The following is an 11,580-nucleotide window of genomic DNA, read 5'->3' as shown; positions in this document are numbered from 1 at the left end:
AGGCGGCGCTGGCGCTGGCTGCCGACGAGGGGCAGGGCGCGGGCGGCGGCCTGACCGGGCAGGTCCGCATCGGGGCGCCCGACGGCTGTGCCAACTACGTGCTGCCGCAGGTCTGTGCCGCCCTGCAGGCCGACAACCCCGACCTGGAAATCCAGATCCTGGCCCTGCCGCGGGTGGTCAACCTGTCACGGCGCGAGGCGGACATGGCGATCACCGTCTCGCCCCCCGAGGCGGGGCGGCTGACCGTGCAGCGCATCACCGCCTATCGGCTGCATCTTGCCGCCCATTGTGAAACCGCGCGCAGCATCGCGGCGCTGGACGATCTGCGGGGGCGGCCCGTGGTGGGCTACATCCCCGACATGATCTTCGACAAGGAACTGGACTACCTCGGCGACCTGGCCGCGGGCGGCGTGCATCTGGCCTCGAACTCGGTGGCGGTGCAGGCGCAACTGCTGCGCGCGGGGGGAGGCGTGGGAATCGTGCACGACTTCGCGCTGCCCTTCGTGCCCGAGGTGGCGCGGGTGCTGACCGAGGCGGTCAGCCTGTCGCGCAGCTTCTACCTGGTGCGCCATGCCTCGGACCGCCGCTCGGACCGGCTCAACCGGCTGGCAGAGGCGCTGGCGGGTGGCATCCGGGCCGAGGTGGCGCGGCTGGAACGCATGGTCGCTTGACAGCGCGGCCTCCTGCGGGGACGCTGAGGAAAAGATGGAAGGACAAGCCATGCTCGTGCAACAAATTCTTTCCTCCAAGGCCGTGGACGGGGTGCTGACGCTGCGCAGCGACGCCCTGACCAAGGACGCTGCCGCGATCATGTCCGACCGCCGGATCGGGACCATGGTGATCAGCGACGACGACGGGATCACGCCGACGGGCATCCTGTCGGAACGCGACATCGTCCGCGAGATCGGCCGCCAGGGGCCCGAATGCCTGTCCAAAACGGTGGGCGAGGTCATGACCCGTGACCCGGTCACCTGCACCCCCGGCGACAGTTCCGACGCGGTGCTGTCGCGCATGACCGAGGGACGCTTTCGCCACCTGCCGGTCATGGAGGACGGCCGGATGATCGGATTGATCTCGATCGGGGACGTGGTCAAGGCGCGCCTCGCCGAACTGGCGATGGAGAAGGACGCGCTGGAAGGCATGATCATGGGCCACTGAGGCCCGGAGCCGACCCGAAGCCGCTTGCATTCCCCCGCGCGGTCTTGTTGCCTGCGCCGCAAAACGGCAGCCTGAGAGGACCCGCAATGCGCATCGGCCTTTACCCTGGCACCTTCGACCCGGTCACGCGTGGGCATGTGGACATAATTCGCCGGGCCTGTACCCTGGTGGACCGGCTGGTGATCGGGGTGGCCATCAACCGTGACAAGGGGCCGCTCTTCACCCTGGAAGAGCGTGTGGCCATGATCGAGGCGGAATGTGCCACGCTATCGGGGGAAACCGGCACCGAGATCATCGCCCATCCTTTCGAGAACCTGCTGATCGACTGTGCCAATGACGTGGGCGCGCAGATCATCCTGCGCGGGCTGCGCGCGGTGGCTGATTTCGAATATGAATACCAGATGGTGGGCATGAACCGGGCGCTGGACGACCGCGTGGAGACGGTTTTCCTGATGGCCGACGCCAAGCACCAGGCCATCGCGTCGAAGCTGGTCAAGGAAATCGCGCGGCTGGGCGGGGACGTGTCGAAATTCGTCTCGCCCGCCATCGAGGCCGCGCTGCGCGACAGGCTGGGCTGATCCAGCGGAGCGGCTGCGCCGCGCAGGTCTTGTGGGCGCGGGAGGAGGCGCGACACCAAAACCCCGGCGAGGGGTCTGTGCCGCCGGGGTCATTCGAGTTTATTGGCCAAGATGAAGGGGCCGTCAGCCGTAGACGGCCTTGCGGGCGATCTTGTCGGCATCGCCGGTGTAGAAGCCCAGATCTTCGAGGGCGATCTCGCGGGGCACATTGGCCAGCTCGCGCTTGGTGCGGGCATAGGCGGCGCGTTTCCTGAGGGCCGTGCGGAGGGTCGCGAAAGCGGTCATGTCAGTCTCCTTGGGGGTGGATGTTTGCGTGTCTGTTGCCCCTTCATATAGGGATGCTGCACCGCAGCACCACTGATGGTTTGCGCTAACGGGCTTGCATCTGCTGCATGACCCTCGGAGGTCGACACGAAAAAGCCGCCCCCGGGGGCGGCTTTCAGAACCGGGCGGAGCCGCGGATGTCAGAGGTGCTTGCCCATCTCCACGGCGGTGTCGGCCATGCGGTTGGAGAAGCCCCATTCGTTGTCATACCACGACAGGATGCGCACCATGCCGCCGTCCATGACCTTGGTCTGGTCGGTGTGGAAGACGCTCGAATGCGGGTCGTGGTTGAAATCAATGCTGACCAGCGGCTTGTCGGTGTAGCCCAGCACACCCTTGAGGTGGCCGTCGGCGGCGGTGCGGATGGCGGCGTTGATCTCTTCGATGGTGGTGTCGCGGGCGGCCTCGAAAGTGAGGTCCACGACCGAGACATTGGGCGTGGGCACGCGGATCGCGACGCCGTCGAGCTTGCCGTCGAGATCGGGCAGGACCAACCCCACGGCCTTGGCCGCGCCGGTCGAGGTGGGGATCATGGACAGCGCGGCGGCGCGGGCGCGGTAGAGATCCTTGTGCATGGTGTCCAGCGCCGGCTGATCGCCGGTATAGCTGTGGATCGTGGTCATGAAGCCCTTGACGATGCCGATCTCGTCATGAAGCACCGAGGCCACCGGCGACAGGCAGTTGGTGGTGCAGGAGGCATTGGAGACGACGATATCCTCGGGGCCCAGTTGATCATGGTTCACACCGTAGACGATGGTCTTGTCCGCGCCCTTGCCCGGGGCGGAGATCAGAACGCGCTTGGCCCCGGTTTCCAGGTGGGCCTGGCAGGCCTCCTTTGAGGTGAAGATGCCGGTGCATTCGAGAACGACATCGACATCGGACCAGGGCAGCTCGGCGGGGTTGCGGATGGCGGTGACGGCGATGGGGCCGCGGCCCACGTCGATGCTGTTGTCGGTATGGCTGACCTCGACCGGGAACCGGCCGTGGACGCTGTCGAACTGCAGCAGGTGGGCATTGGTCTCGACCGGACCGAGGTCGTTGATGGCGACGACCTCGATATCGGTGCGGCCCGACTCGATGATCGAACGCAGCACGTTGCGGCCGATGCGGCCGAATCCGTTGATGGCGACTTTGACTGACATGGAATGGCCCTCCGTCTGGATTGGCGTGAAGCGGCGCGCGCCGCTGTTGGCGCTAACATCCGCTTTTTTGGTCAAAGGTCAACCCGCCAGTGTGGCCGCGGCATCGGAGGGTTAGCGCCAGAAAGCGACGTAGTGCAGCAATTCCATGAACTTGCGGCCCAGAAAGACGGTTGCCTCGGAGTCCTGCGCGACGTGATCGAAGGCCAGGAGCCCGGCCACAAGCAGCAACAGCCATGTCGCGAGCGCGTTGGTCATGACGTCTTCTTAGGCGCGCCGTGCTGCGAACGCAAAGGCGCCGGGGGGTGTTTGTCGTGAAAACGGACGCATTCGGACCCGGGCATCGGGTTGGCATTCGTACTCGATGGTGCGCCGGATGCTCTTGCTGCGCGCCGCACGGGGTGTGACGGGGCGATTGGTCGCGCCGCGTTTGTCGGAGCCGTGACCCGCGGTAAGTAGAATCAAACGCCGCGCGTCAGTGTCCAGAGAGCCACTCCGCCGCGCCCCGCGACCTTTTGGCGCGCCGGTGGCGGGCTGTTAAGTTGCTGTCATAACATAAAAATAACAAAAACGAAGAATTGCGAAAACAAAACAGTTGCGTCGTAGTGCATTTCATCACAGGTTCGTTTCACGACGCGCATGGAGGATGCGAGCCGTTTGGAGGAGGCCCCTTTGGAAACCCGCTCGGAGAACGAGGTCACGGATCTTTTTATCATTGGTGGCGGTATCAATGGGTGTGGTATCGCACGCGATGCGGCTGGACGGGGGCTGTCGGTCACGCTTGCCGAGCGCGACGACCTGGCGGCGGCGACCTCCTCGTCGTCCACCAAGCTGTTTCACGGCGGACTGCGCTACCTGGAGTTCTTCGAGTTCCGCCTTGTCCGCGAGGCCCTGATCGAGCGCGAGACACTGCTGCGCGCGATGCCGCACATCAGCTGGCCGATGCGTTTCGTGCTGCCCTATCACAAGGACATGCGCTTCGACACCGAGACTCCGACCTCGAAGCTGCTGTCCGTGGTCATGCCCTGGATGAACGGGCGGCGTCCGGCCTGGCTGATCCGACTGGGGCTGTTTCTTTATGATCACCTGGGCGGCCGCAAGATCCTGCCGGGCACCACGACGCTGGACCTGACGACGGCCCCCGAGGGCGCCCCGCTGCAGGACCGCTTCGCCAAGGCCTATGAATACTCCGACTGCTGGGTCGAGGATTCCCGGCTGGTCGTGCTCAACGCCCGCGACGCCGAGGCGCGTGGCACCCGCATCCGCACCCGGACCGAGGTTGTCAGCGCGGCGCGTGACGGTGATCTCTGGCGCATCGAGACGCGCGACACCGAGACCGGCGCGACCACGACGCACCGCGCGCGGATGCTGGTCAACGCCGCCGGCCCCTGGGTGGGCGACGTCATCCAGACGCGGGTGCGGCTCAATTCCAGCGACGGCGTGCGCCTGGTGCGCGGCAGTCACATCGTGACCCGCAAGCTCTATGACCACGACAAGTGCTATTTCTTCCAGGGCACCGATGGGCGGATCATCTTCGCCATCCCCTACGAGCGTGACTTCACCCTGATCGGCACGACCGACGCCGAACACGAGGACCCGTCGGTCAAGCCCGAGTGCACGCCGGACGAACGCCGCTACCTGCTGGATTTTGCCAACAACTACTTCGAGCAGGAGCTGGGCGAGGAGGACATTGTCTGGACCTATTCCGGCGTCCGCCCGCTGCATGATGACGGGGCCAGCAGCGCGACGGCGGCGACGCGGGACTACACGCTCAAGGTCGAGGCCGCGGGCGGGGCGCCGATGCTCAATGTCTTCGGCGGCAAGATCACCACCTACCGGCGGCTGGCCGAGGCCGCGCTGGAGAAGATCGGCGGGCATTTGCCCGTGTCGAAAGGGCCCTGGACGGCGGGAGTGCCCTTGCCCGGCGGGGATTTCCCGGTCGATGGCGTCGAGGATCTTGTGACGGGACTGTGCCGCGACTACCCTTTCCTGACACGCGACTGGGCGCTGCGACTGGTGCGCGCCTACGGCACCGAGGCGCGCGAGATCCTGGGCGCGGCGCAAGGGGTGGACGCGCTGGGCCGGGACTTCGGCGCGACCCTGACCGAGGCCGAGGTCCGCTGGCTGATGACCCGCGAATACGCCCGCACCGCCCAGGACGTGATCTGGCGGCGCAACAAGCTGGGGCTGCGGCTCGACCAGGCGCAGGTTGCCGCGCTGGAGGACTGGATGTCCGAGAACACGATCCGCGCGGATGCCGCGGAATGAGGAGGAGAGGGGCATGACGCTTGAACTGAAGGGCGTGACCAAGAGCGTGGAGGGGCAGACCCACATCCACCGCACGGACATGACGCTGGAACAGGGTACGATGAACGTGCTGCTGGGGCCAACCCTGTCGGGCAAGACCTCGCTGATGCGGCTGATGGCCGGGCTCGACGCGCCCAACAGCGGCCGGGTCTACTGGCGCGGCGAGGACGTGACCGGCATGCGCGTGCAAGACCGCAAGGTCGCGATGGTTTATCAGCAATTCATCAACTACCCCTCGATGACCGTCTACGACAACGTTGCCTCGCCCATGCGGCTGCTGGGCATGGACCGCGCCGAGATCGACCGCCGGGTGCGCGAGACCGCCGAACTGATGCAGCTGACCCCGATGCTGGAGCGCAAGCCGCTAGAACTGTCGGGTGGCCAGCAACAACGCTGCGCCCTTGCGCGCGCGCTGGTCAAGGACGCCGGGCTGGTGCTGCTGGATGAACCCCTGGCCAACCTCGACTACAAGTTGCGCGAGGAACTGCGCATCGAAATCCCCAAGATATTCGAAGCCGCGGGATCGATCTTCGTCTATGCCACGACCGAACCGGAAGAGGCTCTGTTGCTGGGTGGCAAGGTCGCCACCCTCTGGGAGGGGCGGATCACCCAGTTCGGCCCGACGCCCGAGGTCTATCGCCAGCCCGTGGATGCGACCACGGCGCGGGTGTTCAGCGACCCGCCGATGAATTTTCTTTCCATTTCCAAGACCGGCGACCGGATCATGTTCGGCGGCGGCCAGAGCGCGGCGGCGACGGGCAAGCTGGCCGATTTGCCCGACGGGCGCTACACCGCCGGGTTCCGGCCCAATCACCTGGAGATCGGCAAGCATGCCGCCGACGCGTTGGAGTTTCGCGCCACGCTGAGCGTGACCGAGCTGACCGGGTCCGAGACCTTCGTGCACTTGGATCACCATGGCGAGCGCTGGGTCGGTCTGATTCACGGGGTGCATGAGCTGGCGCTGGGCGCGGAGCTGAGCGTCTGGCTGGACCCGCGCCATGTTTACATCTTCGGCGAGGACGGCAGCTTGGTCGCCCCCGCCGCCTATGCGCTCGCTGCCTGAGGGAGGAACCGATGGCCAAGATCACGCTCGACAATCTCGCGCATTCCTATCTGCCGAACCCGGCCTCGGAGGCGGATTTCGCGCTCAAGGAACTCAACCACGACTGGGAGGACGGCGCGGCCTACGCGTTGCTCGGCTCCTCGGGCTGCGGCAAGTCCACGCTTTTGAACATCATCTCGGGGCTGCTCCAGCCCAGCCAGGGCCGCATCCTGTTCGACGGGGAGGACGTCACTCATGCCCCCACGACGGAACGCAATATCGCGCAGGTGTTCCAGTTCCCGGTGGTCTACGACACCATGACGGTTCAGGATAATCTGGCCTTTCCCCTGCGCAACCGCGGCCGGGACGAGGGTTACGTCGCTCAGCGCGTGCAGGACATCGCCCACATGATCGGCATGGAGGGCGTGCTGCGCCGCAAGGCGCAAGGCCTGACGGCCGACGCCAAGCAGAAGATCAGCCTGGGACGCGGCATGGTGCGCGAGGATGTCAACGCGCTGCTGTTCGACGAGCCGCTGACTGTGATCGACCCGCACATGAAGTGGGAGTTGCGCACGCAGCTCAAGACCCTGCACCGCGATTTCGGCCATACCATGATCTACGTCACTCACGACCAGACCGAGGCGCTGACCTTCGCCGACAAGGTGGTCGTGATGTATGACGGCCGCGTGGTGCAGATCGGCACGCCCGAAGAACTGTTCGAACGGCCCGAACATACCTTCGTAGGCTATTTCATCGGCTCGCCGGGCATGAATGTCATCCCCGCGCAGGTTCAGGGCAACCGCGCTGTCGTCAACGGTTTGGACATCCCGCTGGGGCAGGCCTACCGGCCGCCCGAGGGCAAGGTGGAGATCGGCGTGCGTCCTGAATACGCGCGTCTGTCGCAGACCGAAGGCCTGCCGGTGCAGGTGCGCCGGGTCGAGGATGTCGGCCGGCACAAGATCATCCGCGCGGATTTCTTCGGCCAGGACATCAACATCATCGCAGGCGAGGACGACCACGTCAGCGCCGACCTGAACCGCGTCACCTTCGATGCGGACCACGTCAACGTCTACGCCAACGACTGGCGGGTGCAGGGGGAGGCCGCGTGATGAACAAGACCGTCAATCAAAAGGCATGGTTCCTGGTGTTGCCGGTGCTGATCCTGGTCGCCTTCTCGGCGGTGATCCCGCTGATGACGGTGGTCAACTATTCGGTGCAGGACACCTTCGGCCAGAACGAGTTCTTCTGGGCGGGCCTGATCTGGTTCGAGGACATGCTGGCCTCGGACCGGATGTGGGACGCACTGGGGCGTCAATTGATGTTCTCGGGCATCATCCTGGCGATCCAGGTACCCCTCGGTATCTTTGTCGCACTGAACATGCCCAAAAGCGGCATCTGGTCCTCGGTCTGCCTTGTGCTGATGTCTCTGCCGCTGCTGATCCCGTGGAACGTGGTCGGCACCATCTGGCAGATTTTCGGGCGCGCCGACATCGGCCTGCTGGGCTACACGCTGGATGCCCTCGGGATCAATTACAACTACACGCAGGACACGCTGGACGCCTGGGTGACGCTGATCGTCATGGACGTCTGGCACTGGACCTCGCTGGTGGCGCTGCTGGCCTTCGCCGGGCTCAAGTCGATCCCCGACGCCTATTACCAGGCGGCCAAGATCGACCAGGCCAGCCGGTGGAAAGTGTTCCGCTACATCGAGCTTCCCAAGATGACTGGCGTTCTGACCATCGCGATCCTGTTGCGGTTCATGGACAGCTTCAAGATCTACACCGAACCTTTCGTCGTCACTGGCGGTGGGCCGGGAAACTCCACCACGCTTTTGTCGATCGACCTCGTGAAGATGGCGCTGGGACAGTTCGACCTCGGCCCCGCCGCCGCCTTCTCGATAATGTATTTCCTCGTGATCCTTCTCGTCTCCTGGGTGTTCTACACCGTGATGACCAACCTCGATAAGCAGGAGGGCTGACCCATGACCGACATGACCGCCTCCAAGGTATCCAGCCGACCCAGGGGCCTGCCCCGGATCAACAGTCGCCTCGTGGTGATGACCCTCTACCTCGTCTTCCTGATGCTGCCGATCTACTGGCTGCTCAACATGAGCTTCAAGACGAACTCGGAGATCCTGAGCACCTTCTCGTTGTGGCCCCGCGACCTGACCTTCGCGAACTATGTCACCATCCTGACCGACCCGGCGTGGTATACGGGCTACATCAACTCTATCATCTACGTCACGATGAACACGGTGATCAGCCTGGCGGTGGCGCTGCCGGCGGCCTATGCCTTCTCGCGCTACCACTTCATGGGCGACAAGCACCTGTTTTTCTGGCTGCTGACCAATCGCATGGCGCCGCCCGCGGTCTTTGCCCTGCCGTTCTTCCAACTCTACAGTTCGGTCGGCCTGTTCGACACGCATATCGCGGTGGCCTTGGCACATACGCTGTTCAACGTGCCCCTTGCGGTCTGGATCCTCGAAGGCTTCATGCGCGGCGTGCCCCGCGAGATCGACGAGACCGCCTATATCGACGGCTACGGCTTCGGGCGCTTCTTCGTGAAGATCTTCATGCCGCTGATCGCCAGCGGGATCGGCGTCGCGGCCTTCTTCTGCTTCATGTTTTCCTGGGTCGAGCTGCTGCTGTCGCGCACCCTGACCAGCGTCGATGCCAAACCCATCGCCGCCACGATGACCCGGACCGTGGGCGCCTCGGGCGTCGACTGGGGCGTGCTGGCCGCCGCGGGCGTGCTGACGATCCTGCCCGGCGCCCTGGTGATCTATTTCGTGCGCAACTTCATCGCCAAGGGCTTTGCCCTGGGCCGCGTCTAAGGGAGGACGAAACATGGCATGGATGGCATGGACCTGGCCGACGGCGATCTTCTTCATGGTCATCGCCGGTCTGTTGATCACCTTCTCGGTGCTCGCGATCAAGTTTCCGGAAACCCCGCGCCGCGGTATCCTGCGGATCGACACAACGCGCGGCGACCGGCTTTTCATCACTCTTGTGGGCTCGGCCTTCATCAACCTGGCCTGGCTCGGACTCATGGGGGCACAGCAACCCTATGCCCTCGTCGTCTGCTTGATTTACGCCCTCGCGGTCTTCCGCTGGGTCTGATCGGGCACTGGCGCGGCCGGAAAAGGAGGGGGCCGGTTTCGAACAATTCCCCTCACGCAACGGTTCAAAGGGAGGACACCAAATGAACCTCAAGTTCAAACTGACCACCGCCACGGCGGCGCTTATGGCGCTTTCCGGGCAGGCGATGGCCGACATGGAGGCCGCGCGCGGTTTCCTGGACGAGAATATCGACCGCTCGGCGCTGAGCCGCGAGGCTCAGGAAGCAGAGATGCAGTGGTTCATCGACGCCGCCGAACCCTATCAGGGCATGGAAATCAACGTCGTCTCGGAAACCATCGCGACGCATGAATACGAAAGCCAGGTCCTCGCGCCCGCCTTCACGGCGATCACGGGGATCGAGGTGACCCATGACCTGATCGGCGAGGGCGACGTCGTCGAACGCCTGCAGACGCAGATGCAGACCGGCGAGAACGTCTATGACATGTATGTCAACGACGCCGACCTGATCGGCACGCACTGGCGCTATCAGCAGGTCCGCAACCTGACCGACTGGGTCGACGGCGAAGGCGCCGCGGTCACCAACCCGGACCTTGACCTCGACGATTTCATCGGCACCGCATCGGCCACCGGACCTGACGGCAAGCTCTACCAGCTGCCCGTGCAGCAGTTCGCCAACGTCTACTGGTTCCGCCACGACTGGTTCACCGATCCCGAGATCATGGCCGATTTCGAAGAGGAATACGGCTACGAACTCGGCGTTCCGGTGAACTGGGCAGCCTACGAGGATATCGCCGAATTCTTCACCGGCCGCGAGATCGACGGCCAGGAGGTCTATGGCAACATGGACTACGGGCGCAAGCACCCCAGCCTTGGTTGGCGCTTCACCGACGCCTGGATGTCGATGGCCGGCATGGGCGACACGGGTCTGCCGAACGGCGTTCCGGTCGACGAATGGGGCATCCGCGTCAACGACGATTACCAGCCGGTCGGCTCCTGCATGGACCGCGGCGGTGCCACCAACAGCCCGGCGGCCGTCTATGCCATCGACAAGTACAAGAATTGGCTGGAAAACTACGCACCGCCGGAAGCCGCCGGCATGACCTTCTCCGAGGCCGGTCCGGTTCCGGGTCAGGGGGCCATCGCGCAGCAGATGTTCCTTTACACCACCTTCGTGGCCTCGCTGGTCGACGAGGACCTGCCGGTGATGAACGAGGACGGCACGCCGAAATGGCGCCTCGCTCCCAGCCCGCACGGCGCCTACTGGGAAGAGGGCATGAAGGTCGGCTATCAGGACGTGGGCTCGGCCACCCTGATGAAGTCCACGCCCGTGGACCGCGCACAGGCCGCCTGGCTCTATGCCCAGTTCATCGCCTCCAAGACGGTGGACGTGGAGAAGTCGCACTACGGGCTGACCTTCATTCGCGAAAGCAGCATCGAGCACGATAGCTTCACCGAACGCGCGCCGCGCCTCGGCGGCCTGGTCGAGTTCTACCGTTCGCCCGCGCGGGAAAACTGGACCGACACCGGCTTCAACGTGCCCGACTATCCGCGCCTCGCTCAACTGTGGTGGCAGAACATCGGCGACGCCTCCTCCGGCGCCAAGACCCCGAAAGAGGCCCTCGACTCGCTGTGCGAGCAGCAGGAAGATGTCATGGCGCGCCTCGAGCGGGCAGGCGTTCAGGGTGATATCGGGCCCGCGATGAACGAGGAGCGCGACCCCGAGTACTGGCTCGCTCAGGAGGGCGCACCGAAGCCTGCGCTCGACAACGAGGACCCCGAGCCGGTCACCGTCAAGTACGACGAGTTGATCGAGTCCTGGAAGTGACGACAGGTGCCGGGGCGCGCGCCGCGCGCCCCGGTGCCAGTTGCCTGCGTCATCATCCGGCTTGACCGGATGATCTCTTGGCCGGAGATCCCCGGGTCAGGCCCGGGGATGACCAGCAAAAGGAACG

At 64.8% G+C, this 11,580-nt stretch carries 13 protein-coding genes; 10 read left to right on the top strand and 3 right to left on the bottom strand.

All coding sequences use genetic code 11. The features are described from left to right. The 3 genes from ACH107_RS24785 to coaD form a co-directional block, all read left to right on the top strand. Positions 1-671, top strand: a 671-nt coding sequence (locus ACH107_RS24785; RefSeq protein WP_412508218.1) for a substrate-binding domain-containing protein, incomplete at its 5' end; no start/stop codon positions are given. A 49-nt stretch (positions 672-720) separates the two neighbouring features. Then, a complete protein-coding gene (locus tag ACH107_RS24780; RefSeq protein ID WP_412508217.1) occupies positions 721-1,158 on the top strand; it encodes a CBS domain-containing protein in 438 nt (145 codons plus the stop codon). An 86-nt stretch (positions 1,159-1,244) separates the two neighbouring features. Further along, the gene (coaD, locus tag ACH107_RS24775) at positions 1,245-1,736 is read left to right on the top strand and encodes a pantetheine-phosphate adenylyltransferase (protein ID WP_310690172.1); all 492 of its coding nucleotides are present in this window, start codon (positions 1,245-1,247) and stop codon (positions 1,734-1,736) included. Between the two features lie 123 nt (positions 1,737-1,859). On the opposite strand, the gene ACH107_RS24770 is transcribed toward coaD, so the two are convergent. The 3 genes from ACH107_RS24770 to ACH107_RS24760 all read right to left on the bottom strand — a co-directional run bounded on the left by ACH107_RS24770 (position 1,860) and on the right by ACH107_RS24760 (position 3,457). Then, positions 1,860-2,021 (bottom strand): hypothetical protein, encoded by a 162-nt coding sequence (locus ACH107_RS24770; protein WP_310690171.1) that lies wholly within the window; start codon positions 2,019-2,021, stop codon positions 1,860-1,862. 179 nt (positions 2,022-2,200) lie between these two features. Beyond that, entirely contained in the window at positions 2,201-3,202 is a 1,002-nt protein-coding gene (gene gap / locus ACH107_RS24765; RefSeq protein WP_412508215.1) for a type I glyceraldehyde-3-phosphate dehydrogenase, read from the bottom strand. Positions 3,203-3,313: 111 nt separating this feature from the next. Continuing rightward, positions 3,314-3,457, bottom strand: coding sequence for a hypothetical protein (locus ACH107_RS24760; protein ID WP_310690169.1), 144 nt, complete (start codon positions 3,455-3,457; stop codon positions 3,314-3,316). A gap of 414 nt (positions 3,458-3,871) precedes the next feature. On the opposite strand from ACH107_RS24760, the gene glpD reads away from it, so the two are divergent. From glpD to ACH107_RS24725, 7 genes are all read left to right on the top strand, one after another. Next, on the top strand, positions 3,872-5,467 hold the full coding sequence (glpD, locus tag ACH107_RS24755) for a glycerol-3-phosphate dehydrogenase (RefSeq protein WP_412508212.1): 1,596 nt from the start codon (positions 3,872-3,874) through the stop codon (positions 5,465-5,467). A gap of 13 nt (positions 5,468-5,480) precedes the next feature. Next, a complete protein-coding gene (locus tag ACH107_RS24750) occupies positions 5,481-6,569 on the top strand; it encodes an ABC transporter ATP-binding protein (protein WP_412508210.1) in 1,089 nt (362 codons plus the stop codon). Positions 6,570-6,580: 11 nt separating this feature from the next. Continuing rightward, entirely contained in the window at positions 6,581-7,657 is a 1,077-nt protein-coding gene (locus tag ACH107_RS24745; protein ID WP_412508208.1) for an ABC transporter ATP-binding protein, read from the top strand. Beyond that, positions 7,657-8,526, top strand: coding sequence for a carbohydrate ABC transporter permease (locus ACH107_RS24740; protein WP_412508206.1), 870 nt, complete (start codon positions 7,657-7,659; stop codon positions 8,524-8,526). The genes ACH107_RS24745 and ACH107_RS24740 overlap by 1 nt, the downstream gene beginning before the upstream one ends. A gap of 12 nt (positions 8,527-8,538) precedes the next feature. Next, a complete protein-coding gene (locus ACH107_RS24735) occupies positions 8,539-9,381 on the top strand; it encodes a carbohydrate ABC transporter permease (RefSeq protein WP_412508219.1) in 843 nt (280 codons plus the stop codon). Positions 9,382-9,394: 13 nt separating this feature from the next. Further along, positions 9,395-9,667 (top strand): DUF2160 domain-containing protein, encoded by a 273-nt coding sequence (locus ACH107_RS24730; protein ID WP_412508204.1) that lies wholly within the window; start codon positions 9,395-9,397, stop codon positions 9,665-9,667. 82 nt (positions 9,668-9,749) lie between these two features. Beyond that, complete coding sequence (locus ACH107_RS24725; RefSeq protein WP_412508202.1) at positions 9,750-11,453, top strand: ABC transporter substrate-binding protein; 1,704 nt, start codon at positions 9,750-9,752, stop codon at positions 11,451-11,453. The last annotated feature ends 127 nt before the right edge of the window (positions 11,454-11,580 follow it).

Source organism: Roseovarius halophilus (ex Wu et al. 2025), assembly GCF_047086965.1.
Note: the sequence above shows the minus strand (reverse complement) of the source record. Positions and strands in the feature narration are given on the sequence as shown.